At 59.4% G+C, this 17,441-nt stretch carries 11 protein-coding genes and 3 pseudogenes; 4 read left to right on the top strand and 10 right to left on the bottom strand.

Annotation, left to right across the window (positions count from 1 at the left end; translation table 11 throughout):
* Nucleotides 1-313 precede the first annotated feature (313 nt).
* From IVB12_RS21590 to IVB12_RS21635, 10 genes and pseudogenes are all read right to left on the bottom strand, one after another.
* Nucleotides 314-1,297, bottom strand: coding sequence for a D-2-hydroxyacid dehydrogenase (locus tag IVB12_RS21590; RefSeq protein ID WP_247301642.1), 984 nt, complete (start codon nt 1,295-1,297; stop codon nt 314-316).
* A gap of 572 nt (nt 1,298-1,869) precedes the next feature.
* Nucleotides 1,870-2,253, bottom strand: a complete 384-nt coding sequence (locus tag IVB12_RS21595; protein ID WP_247301643.1) for an FAD-dependent oxidoreductase — start codon at nt 2,251-2,253, stop codon at nt 1,870-1,872.
* Nucleotides 2,254-2,281: 28 nt separating this feature from the next.
* Nucleotides 2,282-2,689: pseudogene (locus IVB12_RS21600) on the bottom strand (CoA-transferase); the annotation flags it as partial.
* A gap of 138 nt (nt 2,690-2,827) precedes the next feature.
* Nucleotides 2,828-3,712 (bottom strand): 3-keto-5-aminohexanoate cleavage protein, encoded by an 885-nt coding sequence (locus IVB12_RS21605; RefSeq protein ID WP_247301644.1) that lies wholly within the window; start codon nt 3,710-3,712, stop codon nt 2,828-2,830.
* Nucleotides 3,713-5,342: 1,630 nt separating this feature from the next.
* Complete coding sequence (locus IVB12_RS21610) at nt 5,343-6,335, bottom strand: 3-hydroxyacyl-CoA dehydrogenase NAD-binding domain-containing protein (RefSeq protein WP_247301645.1); 993 nt, start codon at nt 6,333-6,335, stop codon at nt 5,343-5,345.
* A 22-nt stretch (nt 6,336-6,357) separates the two neighbouring features.
* Nucleotides 6,358-7,137 carry an SDR family oxidoreductase gene (locus IVB12_RS21615; protein ID WP_249817358.1) on the bottom strand — a complete coding sequence of 260 codons (780 nt, stop codon included), beginning with the start codon at nt 7,135-7,137 and terminating at the stop codon, nt 6,358-6,360.
* Nucleotides 7,138-7,818: 681 nt separating this feature from the next.
* Nucleotides 7,819-8,730 carry an ABC transporter permease gene (locus tag IVB12_RS21620; RefSeq protein ID WP_247301647.1) on the bottom strand — a complete coding sequence of 304 codons (912 nt, stop codon included), beginning with the start codon at nt 8,728-8,730 and terminating at the stop codon, nt 7,819-7,821.
* Entirely contained in the window at nt 8,730-9,566 is an 837-nt protein-coding gene (locus IVB12_RS21625; protein WP_247301648.1) for an ABC transporter permease, read from the bottom strand. Before IVB12_RS21625 ends, IVB12_RS21620 begins: the two co-directional genes overlap by 1 nt.
* A 71-nt stretch (nt 9,567-9,637) precedes the next feature.
* On the bottom strand, nt 9,638-10,648 hold the full coding sequence (locus tag IVB12_RS21630; protein ID WP_247301649.1) for an ABC transporter ATP-binding protein: 1,011 nt from the start codon (nt 10,646-10,648) through the stop codon (nt 9,638-9,640).
* 166 nt (nt 10,649-10,814) lie between these two features.
* Nucleotides 10,815-11,927: an ABC transporter substrate-binding protein gene (locus IVB12_RS21635; protein ID WP_247301650.1), complete on the bottom strand. Its 1,113-nt coding sequence runs from the start codon at nt 11,925-11,927 to the stop codon at nt 10,815-10,817.
* A 452-nt stretch (nt 11,928-12,379) separates the two neighbouring features.
* On the opposite strand from IVB12_RS21635, the gene IVB12_RS21640 reads away from it, so the two are divergent.
* The 4 genes and pseudogenes from IVB12_RS21640 to IVB12_RS21655 all read left to right on the top strand — a co-directional run bounded on the left by IVB12_RS21640 (nt 12,380) and on the right by IVB12_RS21655 (nt 17,331).
* The gene (locus tag IVB12_RS21640; RefSeq protein WP_247301651.1) at nt 12,380-13,240 is read left to right on the top strand and encodes a site-specific integrase; all 861 of its coding nucleotides are present in this window, start codon (nt 12,380-12,382) and stop codon (nt 13,238-13,240) included.
* A gap of 6 nt (nt 13,241-13,246) precedes the next feature.
* Complete coding sequence (locus IVB12_RS21645) at nt 13,247-14,395, top strand: IS91 family transposase (protein ID WP_346658514.1); 1,149 nt, start codon at nt 13,247-13,249, stop codon at nt 14,393-14,395.
* Nucleotides 14,396-14,811: 416 nt separating this feature from the next.
* Nucleotides 14,812-15,759, top strand: a pseudogene (locus IVB12_RS21650) (IS630 family transposase).
* Nucleotides 15,760-16,205: 446 nt separating this feature from the next.
* Nucleotides 16,206-17,331, top strand: a pseudogene (locus IVB12_RS21655) (integrase core domain-containing protein).
* The last annotated feature ends 110 nt before the right edge of the window (nt 17,332-17,441 follow it).

Consider the following 17,441-nt stretch of genomic DNA (forward strand, 5'->3'; position numbering starts at 1 on the left):
TTTTTGCTGTCCAATCCCATCTCAAACCTCCGTCCAACCCGGAGGCTTCTTCGCACAGCTATCCCGATCCCGAACCAAGGGCTCCGGCTAAGCGCTTACGTTCTGCCTGTGCCGCCAACATTCAATCAATGGCCGAGAGCGGGCTTGGCATTGGCGTGATGTCCCAACTGTGACTACTCAACTATCAGACTGCCGTTCAGGCGGTCCCGTCTCACCCAGCAGAACCGGCATTATGTTAGCCTTATCGATCCAACAAAGCTTGGCATCTTTCGGACAAGCAGCCGCGCATCTTCGCGGTGCTCGCGTCAAGCGCTCAATAGCCGCGTTGCAGATCAATCACATTCGTCAGCGGCAGTCCTTTGAGGTAGCGTTCGATGTTCTCCGCAACGATTTCAAATGCTCGCTCGACATAGTGTGTGACGATTCCCGAAATATGGGGCGTTACAATCACGTTCGCCATTCCCCACAGCGGGCTGTCCTGCGGCAGCGGCTCGCGCTGGAACACGTCGAGCATCGCACCCGCAAGTCTGCCCGCCTGCAGGGCCTCGATCAATTCGGACTCCACGACGACGCTGCCCCGAGCGATGTTGATCAAGAATGCATCGCGTCGCATGCATGCGATCTCATCGGCGCCGATGAGACCGGCTGTCTCCGGCGTAGCCGGCACGGCCAGAACCACGAAATCGCAGAGCGGTAGTAAATCCTTCAGCTCATCGGAGCCGAACAAGCTGTCTATACCTTCGACCGGAACTGAAATATCCCGTTTCGTACCCAAAACGGTCATCCCCGCGCTCTTCGCGCGCCGAGCGATAGTCGTCCCGATCGAACCCAACCCGACAACGCCAAGCGTTTTGTCAGCCAAGGGCGTTAGAGATCGAAAGTTCCATTTGCGCTCTGCTTGCTCGCGCAGAAGTTTGCGGAAGTCCCAATTCAGGATCGTCACGCCGGCCATCACGTAATCGGCGATTAAGCCGCCATGCATACCACGAACATTGGTCACGATTATATCACCCGCCCTGTCACGGATCGGTAACATCGAATCAACACCAGCGCTAAGGGATTGGAACCAACGCAGTTTCGTTGCCCGGTCGAACAATTCAACTGGGAAATGAAAAGCAACCAACCCGTGCGCCTCACCTATGTATCGCTCCAGCCGACCAAAATCCGGCGCCACAATGAATCGGACTTGCGGAAAACGTTTACCCAACACTCGCGCACAAGCTTCGGCGTTAGGGAGGTTGATGACAATGGTGAAGGGGGGGCTTTCAAGCGACGGGTTACCTTCATGGCTTTGCATTAATGATGCCTCCACCAATTCTGTTCGGCCAAGACCCCTCTCCTGCTGAATCAGAGCGAAAATCTGTACACACCGATTCAAAGAACCAGGAAATGCGCTCGTTCGTGAAGTCGGCGAAGCGCCTGGGATTCGCGTCACCAACTGTAGCTCCACCATCCTGCGAAAATCTAACGAAAAGCAAATTTGAAATTGTTTGTGGCGCCGCTACTATCTGAATTCTGCGTCGTTGCACCGATTCCACAGAATTTGTTCACGCTTCGGCCTTGCCGCGCAATTGTTAGCGGAGAGCGCGCAGGCACTCGAGGAAGCTCGTCACTAATTCGGCGAGACGCCGACGAAGTTCCAGCCCCTCGATCGGCCTTCGGTCGCTTGCAGCCATAACCTGTTCGCGGCTGCACAAATCGGGCATGCGACTGCACAGTGCTACTGGCTTTCAGGGCGTTCGGCCGCGTTCGATAGAAAGCCATTGGGCTTCATGGACGTCCGTCGGCCCAGTCTAGTTCAAGTGAAGCGCGGAGCGCGAACCTGTCACGGCGGACCTAGATGAGGGACCGATCATCGAGCAAGACGTCTTACGGGTTCACCACTCCCTCTTGCGGCTTGGAGCAAGCGACGGCGAACCCGAGTCCGGCCTCCAGCGAGGTATCTTCGTCGGTGATGTCGTGGCCCCAGTGCCGATATCCTTCTCCATCCAAGAATTCATCGCGTGGTAGCCGGGTCGCAATTGCCAACGACCCCATCTGGCGGTAGCCAGTGTTTTGACCCGACTCTCGTTGGAGTTGCCCATAGAGCTCCATCGTATATTGGGCCAACCGCGTCAGATTGTGGGTTGCCCCTAACTGACCAACCAAACCGGCGGCATGCCATGTCGTTCCGGAGGTGAGTTGCTTGCGTTCAAGCGGTACGACATCGGTCCAACCGCGAAGAGTCCGATGGTAGGCCAGACTGCGACCCATGATACCGCTACCCACAATGACGACTGAGCAGCGGCAGATCGCACTTCTTCAGGAGTTTTGAGCCGTCCTTGGCGGAATGCTCCATGACCACGGCGACTCGCTTGACGCCGGCGACGAGGTCCATCGCGCCGCGCATGCCCTTGACCATCTTGCCGGGGATCATCCAGTTGGCGAGGTCGCCGTTCTGGGCCACCTGCATGGCGCCGAGGATCGACAGATCCATGTGGCCGCCGCGGATCATGCCGAAGGAATCCGAGCTCGAGAAATACGAGGTCGAGGGCAGTTCGCTCACGGTTTGCTTGCCGGCGTTGATGAGGTCGGGGTCTTCCTCGCCCTCATAGGGGAACGGACCCATGCCGAGCATGCCGTTCTCGCTTTGGAGGCTGACGTCCATGCCGTCGGGAATGTACTTCGAGATCAGCGTCGGAATGCCGATGCCGAGAAATGGAGGCGACTTTCGGCCCCAAAAGCTCGACCGCTCCGGATGATTGTTTCATCCGGAGCGCGTAGAAAGCCGGACTGATCAAGGTTGTCTCCGACTGAGTTCTAAATCTTCAGTCAGCGGGTTGGAATACTATTCGCGCTTCGCAAGGCCGAGAATTTCCCGGGCCTCGGCCGGTGTAGCGACGCTTGCGCCCATACGCTCGATGATTCCAACCGCATTCTCGACGAGTTGCGCGTTGGATGCCAGAACGCCACGTCTTAGATAGATGTTGTCTTCCAATCCAACTCGGACATGCCCACCCAATGCCACCAATTGTGCGACCACGGCCATTTCGTCAGCACTGCAGCCGAATCCAGCCCAGATGGCCTCTGAGGGCAAAATATCTCTCATCGCCTGCATAACAATCGGGACGGCCGGAGCCCCATACCCAGTGCTGAGGCAGATTTGAAAGAGCGGAGGGGCGTCAATCTTGCCTTCCGATATAAGCTTCTTGGCGATTTCAATGTGGCCTAGCTCGAAGCATTCGAGTTCGGGCTTGACGCCGGCATCTCGCATAAGCGTCGCCATCTCTCGTAGATCGGACATGCGCGCAACATAAATGCTTTCTCCGGCGCTGTACGTGCAGCAATCCAAAGTGGCAAGCTCAGGCTGAAGTTTGATTGCGTGAATACAACGCTCCAGAGGACTCTTCAGCGTCGTCGCTTTGCCGATAGTGATCGGGTTAAGGGAATCGAGCGTCAGGTTCGCGTCCATTCCGCATGTCAAATTGATGATGACATCAGTGGCCGCGTCCCGGATTGTTCTGACAACTTGTTCATAGAGTTCGTATCGGTTCGAAGGAGCTCCTGTTTCGGGTTCTCGTACGTGAATGTGGACGATCGCAGCTCCTTCCTTCGCTGCTTCCAGCGCCGCCTCTGCAATTTGTGACGGCGTCTTGGGAATATTTGGATGCTTCGCGAGGACCGCTGAGCCGCCACCTGTGACTGCACACGTGACAATGACTTTTCTCGACATCAAGAACTCCTCTGTTGATACCGTTGGGGCCTGCCCCAAACTAGTTGAGAAATAGTACTTCGAGCGCGATGCGGCGATCAGCATTTGGAGTGCCCGCTCATCAGGTCCGCGCTCCTACCATGAAAGTCGCCGCGTAGCGGACATGCCGCGGCGGGGTCTAGGGTTGACCGCGCTGCGCTGTCAGGAGCCTCGGCGCGACTTTGGGGTGAAACAGTTGGATAGTCCGTGTGGCCACGCCTGAGTTGAGGTGCAGTTCTGCGCGATTGGCCGAATGTCGCTGGGGCGGCGTTGATATCCAGGGCGTCGATTAGCCCCCGAAAGAGCCACGCGCCGCCTGAGAACTCAGCGTCGAAACGTAGAAGTCGCATCGGCCCTTTGATCGCAGCTGGACATCGACGGCTGGTTGCTGCCGCTGCCAAGCCTGTGTGAAGGCGGCGGCAGACCGCCGACCGGTGCCGGATAGCGAAACCGCAGTTCGAGTTGACAACTGAAGCGCCTCCTAATACCGGCCGCAGGGCAACTGCAACGTAGACCGGTCCGCACTTGCGATCGCCGCGCGTGGTCACATCAACCCAACGTTCCTTGACGGTTTCGGTGCTCACAGGAAAACACTCGTTTAATGGCAAGCTAGCCCGCGCCATGGGCGATTTTGTCCAGAAGCCACCTGCAATTTTTAGCACTCCAGGAGCAGTTGTGCTCAACGATAGCATCTTCACCCTTTGATTAGACTCACCATAGCCACACCCTCACGTCGGATTTCCTCGATTTAATTCCCGGTTCGCGGGAATTGCGCGTGCAATTGGAAATCACGACGATTTACGCCATCGAGCCGATCCTGCTTTCGGATCTAGTATGTTCGCCCGCCAGCAAAGTTGGCGGTCGCGAGTACAGTTGTATGTCTTGGACACGTTATGAAAGCCACGGTATACATCCCCGCTGCGATCTCCTCAGTTGATCGATGATTGCGATCGTCGGATGCGCAGCGAGTCAGGCTTCGGCAGCCGCGGCTCACAACGTGACAATCCGACGCCTTCAGCTTGCAGCTGCTGGCGCACCGGTGATCGTGTCGTCTCCGGCCCAATCATCAATGCCGAGGGACGTGCGCGGGTCGGCTGAGCGGCGGCTACAGCGTCGGATCAAGCTTGCCTTTGTTCACCGGCGGCATCAACCCAACTTCCTGCAAGCCTGCTGCCAGTCGATCGCCCAGCGCGAGAGCGGGATGATGAATGATAGAGTCCAGCCTCGCCGTGCCTCGCGCCGACAAAGGCAGCCCTCTTCGGCGAAGCGCTCGGTGACGATTTGGTCGCCCAACACGACGCCGCGTCCGATGACTATGACTATCGCACCCTCGATACCAACTGTGGGCACGTCGCGAAACCGTTCCGCACAATAGACGCAGACCAACATACGGACGCCGGACCGAAAAAACGGCCTTACCAGCTTCCTACGTACTCTCTACAACAAACCGACACGGCAACTGGAGCGGAGGAGTGCTTACCGCATGGCACCGATTCTCCCCGAAAGCGGATCAGAGCCAAGTTTTGAACGTGGTCGAGATATACAGGTGTCGGTACAATCGATCCGTCAGACGGCATCTGCGGCCTTGAGACCGTAGCGAGTCGAACCGCTCTTAGCTTGGTGCGGTGAACTCGCGCAGTTTCTGTTCCCATCGCGCAAGAGTTTCCCCAGCGCCGTAATGCTGTGAGCGCAGCCCTTGTAAAATGGCCACGTAGCAGTCGTCGCGCTTCTGCTCGAGTTCAAGATTGCTCAGGTTTTCGCCTCGCGCATCTGACTGCTCGGCGAGTTTCTCCAGGAATGCGTCCGTCAACTCTGGCACTTCGGTGAGCTTGGACCATGGCCACTTCAGCATGGGCCCCCATTGTTGCATGAAGCGGCGCATGCCGGCGCCGCCCCCCGCAATGCGGAAAGGGCCCGAGAACGCTCGACGTAGCCCGAACGAGTAGCGGATCGCGTCATCAACCTCCTCCACGGTGGCTACGTCGTCGTGCACAAGCCAGAGCGCCTCACGCCACATCGCCTCTTGCAGCCGGTTTGCGATGAACCCGTCCACCTCCCTGCGGACGACGAGCGGGTGCATCCCCAATTGTCGATAGATTTCCGCAGCCCGAACCAGAGCCTCGGGAACTGTGCCCTGTCCGGCGCACAGCTCGACCAACGGCAACAGATACACCGGGTAGAACGGGTGAGCGACGAGCAGGCGCTCGGGATGGACCATCTGCGCCTGCAGCAATGACGGCCGCAGGCCCGAGGTCGAGGAGCAAATCAGGGTCTCCCTCGGCGCCGCCCGGCTGGCGGCCGCGAGAAGCCGCTGCTTGAGTTCGAGGCGCTCCGGCGCTGACTCCTGCACGAGTTCTACGCCGTGCACAGCGTCTTCGACCGATACCACCACCTGCAGCACCCCTTCGGCGGGGAGCGCCACCGGCGTCAACAGTTGATATGCCCGCCGCGCATTGTCAACCTGCTGCTGCACGCGTTCGACTGCACCAGGATCTTGGTCATACAGTCGCACGCTCACTCCGTTTAGAAGAAAGCGGGCGGCCCACCCGCCGCCGATCGCCCCGCCGCCCAGCAGGCCGACGGTTCGCACCTGGATCTCAGACACACCTTTTACTCCCGAGTGATTGTCACGTGGCTGCGGCGCTTGCACCGAGATCAACAGGGATGCATGTGCCGTTTACCGCGGAAGCGCAAGGGCTTGCGAGGAACCCGACCGCCGCAGCAACCTCGCGAACGTCGACAAAGCGTTCACCTGGTTGCGCCTTACGATAGCTTGCTATGACTTCATCAACACTTATGCCTCGATTTGCCGCCTGAGCCTCTAGCTGACCGCGCATCATGCCGGTATCCATCCATCCCGGCGAGACGGCGTTGGCGGTAAGACCATACGCAGCGCCTTCCAAAGCGGCAGTTCGGACTAGGCCAAGAACGCCGTGCTTCGAGGCAACGTACCCTGCCTTTCGGCGGGCGCCCCCCCAGCTGCACGATGATGCCGTCACCACGACGCGACCACCGGGCGCGTTGGTTAAGGCACGCCACGCCGCCTTCAGAGCGACGAACGGGCCATCCAGCATAACAGCTCGCTGGCGCTCCCATTCGGTATCTGGAAACTCATCGAGCGGTGAAACGACCTGCACTCCAGCGTTCAACACAAGGATGTCGAGGCGACCGGCGATCGCAAGTACATGGGCGACCATGTCTCGATTCCCGGCTGTGGTGGATAGATCCGCATGAAATACGCCATCCCCCACGATATCGACACCATAAACATCCGCGCCGCGTTCGCGCAGGTCGGCCACGATGGCTTTCCCAAGTCCGCCTGCTGCTCCAGTCACGAGCGCCACTCGCCCCTTAAGCGACCACCCGCCCGCAAAGGATGATTGTTCGTTACGTGAATTGCTAGTCATGAAATGGTCTTTCTCCTATCAGCGACATGCTTTGAGCGCGAGCTGTTCGCGCAATTCCGCTAGACTCAACACCTGCACCTCGATCTTCAAGAAACTCTACCCGGTGGACGGTTTTGGCCTTTGTCGCCAGCCGGCCGGGAGACAGATTACGCCTCGAACCCCACCCGCACATTGACAGCGATCAATGTCGAGAACTCGACCCAAGAACAACGCTCTGGTCGGCGCTCGCTGCGACCTCGGTGAGAGCGCCGCATGATCGTACCGAGGCTCTGGGGCTGGCGCCAAAATCGATGGGGATGCACGTGTCGTTCACAGATGACACCTCGAAGATCAGCCTAACCTCGCTGCCGATACCAAGCCGAACAAGCGATAAGTTTCATTCGAGAAACTACCGGAGTTCCGGATCTGAGGTTAACCAATATAGCCCTGGCAAAGCAGAAATTCTGCGCTTCGTCTGAAAAAACGAGGAGACGATGCGCCTGAGCCCGACAGCGACACGAGCTTCCCCGCAGATCGGGAGAACCGATGACCGCCGGCCGTCGCAACTCGACAGCTTACTAAGCTGACAAAGCCAGCGTGCAGAGCAAACAAGGGGCAATGGATCTTAGGCCGGAAGTTAGATTATGTGTGACGTCCGACACAGCCTGGGCGGACATCCGGTCATACGCACAGTTCTGGACTCTATCCGCCCGAACATGCAGTCCTATCTGATGGATACCACGCGGCAGCTGCCGTGCTTGGCACCTTGCCGTGAGGGAGCCATTCCGCTGAGTCGGCTCCCTTCCGGCTGCAGTTAGTGATTGTTGTTTGTTCTCCGTTGCCGGTGCGCTTGCGCAAGAAATGCGCGGCGGCGAGCAGCAATGCGGTCAGGATAACCGTGAGCGTCGACACCGCCGCGATCGTGGGCTCAATCTGGAAGCGGAGATCGTCCCACATGCGTCGCGGCAAGGTGACCGCGCCCGATCCAGATAGAAAAAGTGCTACGATAACCTCGTCGAACGAGGTGATGAACGCGAACAGCGCGCCGACAAGCACTCCCGGCCGGATCAACGGCAAGGTTATTTGCCGCAACGTGCCGCCTGGCGTCGCGCCGAGGCTCAAAGCCGCTTGCTCAAGCCTTGGATCGATTCCGGCGAGGCTCGCGCTCACGCTGGTCACAACAAACGGCACCGCAAGGCAGGTGTGCGCCAAGACGATCGCCAAGGGCGTGCCAACCATGCCATAGCGCGAAAAGGAATAGTAGATGCCGATCGCGACGACGATTCCCGGTACGATCATCGGCGAAAGAAGCAGGCCCGTCGCGATCGTGCGTATAGCGCGTGGCAAGCGGGCGATTCCGATCGCAGCCAACGTGCCGAGCGTTGTCGAAAGCACCACGACTGCTGCGGCCACCCAGACACTAAGCCAAGTTGCATACAACCAATCGGCATTGCCGAAGTAAGCCTCATACCATCTCAAGCCGAAGGCGGGTGGCGGAAACGTGAGATACGGCGCAGAAGAGAAGGAGAGCACGAATACCACAACGATCGGGAGCGCGAGGAACAGAAGAATCAGTCCAACAATCGTGATCGGCAGGAGGCGGATAGAACTCATCACTTGGTCATCCTGAAAGCATTGCCCACGCCAGGTATGAGTTGCGCAATGCCGATCAGGCCGATGGCAGTCGCCAGCAGTACAGCTGAAAGAGTGGCGGCATATCCCCAGTTGAGTTGATCGACCTGCTGGGCGATCAACATTGACAGCGTGACGTCACGCGAGCCACCCACCATGGCGGGCGTGATGTAGAACCCGAGCGCCAGCACAAAGACAAGCAGTGCGCCGGCCGCCACGCCGGGCATCGACAAGGGCAATATGACTTGGCGGAAGGTGCCCCAAGGCGTGGCGCCCAGGCCTGAGGCGGCGCGGGCCAACGAGGGGTCAATTTGCCGCAGCGCATTGGCGATGGGCAGGATCATATAGGGTAGCAAGATGTGCGTCATCGCGATCTCAGTCGCCAGTGTTGTGTTGAGCAGTTGCAGCGGTCGGTCGAGTAGGCCGAGTGCCAGCAGCGCTTCGTTGATTAGCCCATGACGGCCCAGCAGCACCATCCATGCGTAGGTGCGCACCAGCACCGAGGTCCAGAACGGCAGTAGAATCACGATCAGGATAAGGGGCGCGGTCGAACGGGCGCGTGACAACGCGAGCGCGACCGGATAGCCCAGAACAAGAGTGCTGACCATGGCGACAAACGACGTGCTGATCGTGATCCAGAAGACCTTGAGAAAGACGATATCACCCGGCAGGGCCGCATAGTGATCCAAGGACCATCTAGGATCGTTGAGGCTGCGCAGCAGCATCGACGCGACGGGTATCGCATAGCACACCGCCATGTAGACCAGCAGCGGCCCGGCGAGCAGCCACGGAAGCATCCGTGGGAGCACGCGATTCATCGTGGACGGCTCTCTCCGCATGACTGAAGGGGGTGAGGAGGGGGTAACGATCGCTTCAGACATAGCTCGCCCTAAACGAGGATTGTATCAACAACCGACCAAGCGATCTCTATGCGCTCGCCGACGGCTCTGCGGCGGACCGCGGCACTCGAAGCTTCCTTCAGCACCATCGAGGTGCCGTTGTCGGCCTTTAGCAGATAGCGGCAGCGCTCACCGGCGAACACCGCTTCGGTCACCGTGACGGGCATGCGGTTGGCGGCTGGTTCCGACTCGACAGGCCCGTCGGCGAACCGCAAGCGTTCGGGCCGCGTCGTCAGGGTGACCTCAGCGCCGATTTGCGGACGCAGCGAAGTTACGGCCCTTACTAGCACGCCTTCGCACTTCGCCACGACGAGGTCGTTCTCTACGCCACACACCGTCGCCGGCAAGAAGTTGGACTGGCCGATGAAACTCGCTACAAAGCGGTTGCAGGGGCGGTCGTAAAGATCCTCCGGAGACCCAATCTGCGCTATCTTGCCATCATTCATAACGGCGATGCGGTCAGACATGGTGAGCGCCTCGTCCTGGTCGTGCGTGACAAGAACGAAAGTGATACCTAGCTCGGCATGGAGTCGCCGCATCTCGATCTGCAGATTTTCGCGAAGTTGCTTGTCAAGGGCACCCAGCGGCTCGTCCAGAAGGAGCAGCCGAGGCTTGAACACAATAGCCCGCGCGACGGCCACGCGCTGTTGTTGGCCACCCGACAGTTGGCGCGGATAGCGCCCGCCGTAGCCCGGCAATTGCACCAACTCAAGCGCCTCAGCCAGCAGCCTGGCGCGCTCGGCCCTCGGCACGCCACGCTGCTTCAGTGGGAAGCCAATGTTCTCGGCCACGGTCAAGTGCGGAAAGAGGGCATAGTTTTGGAAGACCATACCGATGTTGCGGCGATAGGGCGGCGCGCCCAGTACTGACGTCCCATCAATAGCAATGTCGCCTGCGCCGGGTGTCTCAAAGCCCGCGATCATCATCAGCGTCGTGGTCTTGCCGGATCCACTTGGGCCCAACAAAGTGAGGAATTCTCCCGATCGGATGTCGAGCGACACTCCGGCCACCGCCGAAACGCCTCCGTAGCTCTTCTCCACATTGGTAAGCGACACCGAAGCACCGCGGACACGACTGTCACCCGGAGGCAGAACCGAAGGACCTAACGTTTGCTCCATAAAATCCCTCTGGGATGCCCTTAAGAATCTTGCTGAGGACGGCAACGGCCTACCCCAACAACCACTTGCTGAACTTCGCTCGGGCCATTTCGCCATTAGCAATCCACCACTCAGTATTGTATAATACGAGCTGCTTCTTTATGTCAGGCGAACTCGGAAGCATCGCCAAGCGCTCCGGGGGAATGTACCTGTTGGCCGCTTCATTGATATTGCCATATGGAATGGACATCGCGAAGCGCGCCTGCGGAATCGGCATGAGAGTATAGGCCAACAGTTTCATGGCATTGGCCTTGTTTTTGGCGCCCTTGAGAATGCCAAAGGCATCGCGCCCTAACAGTCCTTGATTCCAGCAAATCGAGGCGGCCACTCCCTGCCCCTGCAACGCCGCCATGCGACCATTCCAAACCGTGGTCATGACCACCTCATTGTCAGTCAGCATTTGCGGCGGTTGGGCGCCGGTCTCCCACCACTTGACCACGCTCTCCTTTATCTTGTCGTAGCTCGCCAGCGCCTTGTCGACATCAAGTGGGTAGAGCTTGTCGGCTGGGACTCCGGCAGCCATCAGCGCAAATTCCATCTCTGGGTTGAAGCCGGCGCCGACGCCGTACATGGCTCGAGGTCCGGGGAACTTCTTCGTGTCCCAGAAATCCACCCAGCCTTTAGGCGGGCCATCTTTGAACGCGTCGGTGCGGTAGCCCATCACCACAGCAAAACTATCTACCTCCACCCCATTTTCGAAGCGGAATTCTTTACCCACACCGTCGTCGATGAGTGAGTAATCGATCCTCTCGAAATAATCGCCGGTCTTCATGAGCCTTAGGATCGAGCCGCGGCCGATGTCGATCAAGTCCCATTCGAGATTGCCGGTGTCGACCATTGCCCTGACTTTTGCTATATCGGCGGTGGGAAAGACACGGACCTTGATGCCAGTCACCTTCTCGAAGGGCTCATACCAAGCCTTCTGCTGCGCCTCCTGCTTTGCGCCGCCCCAGCTGGCTACGCGGACCTCTCCCGAGCCCTTCAGAATGTCCGGGACTGTTGTTTGCTCGGGCAAGGTGGATTGAGCGCCCGCCGAGCGGATGACGAACGGTGCCGCGAGCCCCGCGGTTATCAAACCGACGGCGCGACGGCGGCTAATGGAGCGGATCGGATGCTTGCTCATGAATTCCTCCTTTGTCAGCGCAGCTTCCGTGGAAGCGCGCGATCGATTCAGGCTCTTCGTACAATTGATAAATTGAGAACTTCTTCGCGATCACGCTTGATCGCCGAAAGCAGGGGCTGCCGCTCGCGTGTCACAACAGAACATTTCCTCCCACTGACGCGATGATCTAGTTTGTTGTTCGCATTTGTAAGAGGATGCCCACGCATAAAGACGGTGAAAATCGGCACCAGATGGAAGAAATTCTGCAAAATGAGGGCGCGTTGTACCGCTCAGCCGCCCGGTCGTCCGGCGGAGGCAAGCGCACAGACTAGAGTAATCGCCGAGCTGAGTGAATCGAAGGGGATTGAACGAAGCCGCTGGCGCGGCATGTAGGGAGGCATAGCAAGGATTGCCTCCTGTCTGAGAGGATTGCGGGTTTTCGAAGCCCAACCCTTTAGACAGGAGGTTTTCCGATGGCTGAGATCAGTCCGCTTCGCCGCCGCATGATCGAGGACATGACGGTCCGCAATCTGTCACCGGCGACGCAGCAATCCTACCTCAACGCCGTAGCGAAGTTGAGCCGATATTTCGGTCGTTCTCCCGACCGCCTCGACCTGGAGGATATCCGCGCCTTCCAGGTTCATCTGGTTGCGACGGGGATGTCTTGGCCGGCGCTGAACCAGATCGTCTGCGCACTGCAGTTCTTCTACGGTGTGACGCTTGGTCATGACACCGTTCCGGAGCGCATCGCCTATGCGCGTAAACCGCGCAAACTGCCGGTCGTGCTGAGCGCCGACGAGGTCGTCCGCTTCCTGGAAGCAATCCCGAGCCTCAAGAGCCGTACCGCGTTGACCACTGTCTATGCCGCAGGCTTGCGCGTATCGGAAGTGGCCCTCTTGAAGGTTGTCGACATCGACAGCCAACGGATGTTGATCCGGGTCGAGCACGGCAAGGGCGGCAAGGACCGTTACGTAATGCTCTCGCCGCAGCTTTTGAGGATTCTGCGGACATATTGGCGGCTCACTCGGCCCAAACGATGGCTATTTCCCGGCCGCGACGACGAGCGTCCGCTCGTCCCAAATGTGCTGCACGCCGCCTGTCGCTCAGCCTCTGCTGCGGCTGGCTTGAGCAAGTCGGTGACAGTGCATACGCTTCGGCACACATTCGCGACCCATCTGCTGGAGAACGGGGCCGACGTACGCATCATCCAGGTGCTGCTCGGCCATGCCAGTCTGGCCAGCACGGCGCGCTATACCCAAGTCGCCACAAAGACCATCAGCAATACGCCAAGTCCACTTGACCGGCTCCGCCTGGAGGTCGTGCCGCCCGGCTGAGCGAACCTGATGGCTCCGGTTCTGGAAGTGGCGGATATCTTCCGCCGCTACGGCGAAGCGTTTCGGCAAGCTCGTGCCGGACATCTGGGCCGCGTCGAGCGGCGCGTCATGGGCGCGATCACGGCATGCCGGACGGCTGTGCTTGGCGGCCACATCGAGCAATGCGACGACTGCGGTGCCACCCGGATCGCCTACAACTCCTGTCGCAATCGGCATTGCCCGAAGTGCCAGGGCTCGGCGCGCGCGCAATGGCTTGCCGAGCGACAAGCCGAACTCCTTCCCGTGCCATACTTCCACGTCGTCTTCACCTTGCCGGCGCCGGCCAGAGAGATTGCTTTCCAGAACAAGGCGGAGGTCTATGCCATTCTGTTCCGCTGCGCGGCCGAGATGCTCACCACCATCGCGGCCGACCCCAAGCATCTCGGCGCTCAGCTCGGTCTGACCGCCGTCCTCCATACTTGGGGTCAAACCCTGCAACACCATCCGCATATCCACTGCGTCGTGCCTGGTGGTGGACCTTCACTCGACGGCACACACTGGGTCGCTTGCCGGCCCGGCTTCTTCCTGCCGGTGCGCGTCCTCTCCAGGCTGTTCCGCCGCCTGTTTCTGCAAGAGCTGCAAGCTGCCTTCGCGGCTGGCCAGTTGGGCTTCTTTGGCGATCTCGCCGATCCCGCCGCATTCGCCGAGCGCCTCGCTCAGCTCCGACCGACCGACTGGGTCGTCTACGCCAAGCCGCCATTCGGCGGGCCTGAACAGGTGCTGGCTTATCTCGGCCGCTATACGCATCGTGTCCCCATCGCCAACAGTCGGCTGATCTCGCTTGCCGACGACAACGTGAGCTTTGCCTGGAAGGACTATCGGCAGATTCGTAAAGCCAAAGTGATGACGCTCGATGCCGGTGAGTTCATTCGTCGCTTCCTCCTGCACACCCTGCCGGACGGCTTCCATCGCATCCGCCACTATGGCTTCCTCGCCAATGGCGGGCGCAACGATAAAATCGTCCTCTGCCGTCAACTCCTTGCCGTCCGCAACGCTCCGACTGATCAAGAAGCCGGCGACGATCCCCTCACCAAATGCGAGATACCCGCCTGCCCACATTGCGGCGGCACGATGCGGCGCGTCGACGTCGTCCCGCGACCATCCATTTCGTTGTGACACGTCATGAGCCACGCCTGCACCATCCACTTCGTCCATAATCACCTTCGCGTTGGCAACGTCCGAAGCCGCCGTAGGTGCACTCGTCATCGAACACCCGGCCGATCGTTCGACCACGCATCCCAGCGCCGCAAATTTCTCACTGGATCGCGCCTTTTGCCCGATCAATGGAACCCCTCACATCAGCTGAAGGTCGCGCGGACGCGCGGTGATCACAGGCGCGCCTTCGCCGCAGGCGAACCCGCCGCACTATCCCCATCGGGCCACAACTCCGCGGCTTCGTTCAATCCGGCTTCTATGAGGTCGCACGCGCCATCGCGCGCGCGGTTGGCCTTTGCCCCGCGACCTCATAGAACCCTCAAGATTCCCAAATCAGGCGTAAGCTGATTCAAACTGCCTGCTGGAGGCCGGCAGGTATGTCGAAGGCTCATTCGCTGGATCTTCGGGTTAGGGTTCTGGCTGCGGTAAAGGCAGGCGCATCGCACCGGGAAGCCGGCGAGCGCTTTGGGCTGAGCGCGGCAAGTGTGAGCCGATGGCGAACGCGCGAACGCCAGCAGGGCGATGCGCGTCCGAAGGCCCTTGGTGGGGACCGTCGATCCGGTCGGAACGAGGCACATCAGGAGACGATCCTTGTGATGCTCAAAGGCACGCCAGATATCACGATCGAGGAACTGCGCCGGAGCCTGGTCCAAAAGGGGCTCGTGTTCGGCGATGGCACCAACCGCCGGTTTCTGGTGCGGCACGGCATCACGCGCATAGAAAGACCGCGCACGCAAGCGAGCTAGGACCGGCCGGATGTCGTGAAGCGGCGACAGGATTGGCTCGACAGTCAGCCCGCGCTTAGGCCCGAGCGCCTCGTCTTCATCGATGAGACCTGGGCTTCAACTAGTATGACTCGCCGCTGCGGCCGCTGTCCACGTAGCGAGCGTCTGAAGGTTGGGATCTCGCATGGCCATTGGAAGACTACGACCTTTGTCGCCGGGATTACCTCCGCCGGCATCATTGCTGCTTTCGTCCTCGATGGACCGATCAATCGTGACACCTTCGAAGTCCGTGTGAGAAGGTGCTCATTGCCGACCTCAAGCCAGGTGCCATCGTCGTCATGGAGAATCTGTCCAGCCACAAAGGGCCGGGGGTCCGCCAAATAATCGAAGCTGCAGGAGCGAGATTGCTTTATCCGCCACTCTACAGCCCTGACTTCAATCCGCTCGAGAACGCCTTCACCAAAATCAAGGCCTTCTTGCGCAAGGCTGCAGAGCAGAACCGTCGATGGCCTCTCGAATGTAATCGGCCGCAGCATCGACCGCTTCACACCAACCGAGTGCCGCAATTACTTCATCGCCGCCGGATACGCTGCAAAATGATCGGCGGATGCTCTAGCGGACGGCAACGCGGAGCCTCAAGCTGCCCTTCATCCCTGTTGTACCTCATGGCGGCAATTGTACCCCTAGACAATATTCGCCTGCGAACGACCAACATCGATTGCCGAACTTCGAATTTTCTTTAGCTCTGCAGTCGCTGTGGCACGAAGACCTCGACAATGGGGTCGGCTAAGCATCTGCCGCACCTGCAGAGGCCCTTCGGGACTGGGTTGGGGTTTAGCCTGACTATCGATCTGACGCCGCGATGGACTCAGATTGGCGCGCCACTCCTGTTTGGCATTCGCATTGCGTCTCGCAGCATGCTAGACCGCTGAGTGGTTCGGAATTCACAAATCAGCGTTTTGGTGATTCCAGCTGGGGCTGATGACCCTGCCCCCTGGACTTAATCCAGATTGAAGTTCGCTCTGGCCCATCTTGAGGACCAGAGCATGAAGCGCAGCCGCTTTACGGCAGAGCAGATCATCGGGATTTTGAAGGAGCTCGAGGCTGGCGTGTCGGTTGCCGATCTGTGTCGGAAGCACGGCGTCAGAGATGCCAGTAACTACAAACTAAAGCCAAGTTTGGCGGGATGGACGTCTCGGGAGGCCATGCGACTGAGGACGCTGGAGGACGAGAAAACGTGGCTGAAGCAGTTTTTGGCCGACGCTATGCTGGACAATGCGGCGGTGGAGGACCTGCTGGGAAAGAAGTGGTGACGCCCGCGGGGAAGCGGAATGCTGTTGCGCATCTCGTGGATGCTCCAAGGGATGAGCGAACGGCGGGCGTGTAAAGACATCGGCTGTTGCCGCATACCATCAGATATCGGACAATCCGGGCGGATGACGCGGCCCTGGGCAAACGCAAGAGAGCGATGGCCGAGGTGCGCCGTCGCTTCGGCTATCGGCGCCTGCATGTTCTGCTCAAACGGGAAGAGCTGGCGGTCCGTCGCCGTCCTGGCCGCTAGCGGACGCTCTGGATAAGGCGCCGATGGTGGTGCCGATAGCGTCGAATGACCGTTGGTCGCTCGACTTGGTCTCGGATCAGCTTACCGATGGCCGCCGCTTCCGCATTCTTACCGTGGTCGACGAGTGCACGCGCGTGTGCCTGGCGTTGGTGGCCGACACCCCGCTGTCGGGCCTTCGGGTGGCTCGGGAGTTGGGTCAGCTGATCATCGAACGCGGCAAGCCCAAAATGGTGGTCAGCTAGAACGGCACCGAACTGACCAGCAAGGCTATCCTGACATGGGCCGATCAGAGCCGAGTCGCCTGGCACTACATCGCACCCGGCAAGCCGACGCAGAATGTCTTCATCGAAAGCTCAATGGCCGGCTCCGAGACGAATGTTGAACGAGACGCTGTTCACTTCGCTGGCCCAGGCCAGGGTCAACTCGGACATCGGCGGCCCGACTACAACGATACGCGCCCCACTCGCAACTCGGATGGAAAACACCATCGGAGTTCGCCTTCACCTACCACTTGCGACGGGATCTGGCGCTGCACTATGCCGATGTGGTTCGCACTAGCTCCCGCCCATCCGGGTAAATCCACCAGCCAGAGCGAACTCAGGACTGGATAGAACTTGATGTAGTGGAACGGCCCGCTCCAACAGCATCAAAGTGCTAGAACGTGGTCGTTGTTCGAACGCCACAAAGGAGGGACCGTTCCATGAAACAGGTTATCACCATC

The organism is Bradyrhizobium sp. 179, from assembly GCF_023073535.1.
GTDB lineage: Bacteria > Pseudomonadota > Alphaproteobacteria > Rhizobiales > Xanthobacteraceae > Bradyrhizobium.

What these genes read in the sequence shown, in the direction of transcription:
- IVB12_RS21590 (WP_247301642.1), bottom strand. Translation starts at nt 1,297, where the DNA reads ATGCAAAGCCATGAAGGTAACCCGTCGCTTGAAAGCCCCCCCTTCACC.
- IVB12_RS21620 (WP_247301647.1), bottom strand. Translation starts at nt 8,730, where the DNA reads ATGAGTTCTATCCGCCTCCTGCCGATCACGATTGTTGGACTGATTCTT.
- IVB12_RS21595 (WP_247301643.1), bottom strand. Translation starts at nt 2,253, where the DNA reads ATGGGTCGCAGTCTGGCCTACCATCGGACTCTTCGCGGTTGGACCGAT.
- IVB12_RS21615 (WP_249817358.1), bottom strand. Translation starts at nt 7,137, where the DNA reads ATGACTAGCAATTCACGTAACGAACAATCATCCTTTGCGGGCGGGTGG.
- IVB12_RS21605 (WP_247301644.1), bottom strand. Translation starts at nt 3,712, where the DNA reads ATGTCGAGAAAAGTCATTGTCACGTGTGCAGTCACAGGTGGCGGCTCA.
- IVB12_RS21625 (WP_247301648.1), bottom strand. Translation starts at nt 9,566, where the DNA reads ATGAATCGCGTGCTCCCACGGATGCTTCCGTGGCTGCTCGCCGGGCCG.
- IVB12_RS21635 (WP_247301650.1), bottom strand. Translation starts at nt 11,927, where the DNA reads ATGAGCAAGCATCCGATCCGCTCCATTAGCCGCCGTCGCGCCGTCGGT.
- IVB12_RS21640 (WP_247301651.1), top strand. Translation starts at nt 12,380, where the DNA reads ATGGCTGAGATCAGTCCGCTTCGCCGCCGCATGATCGAGGACATGACG.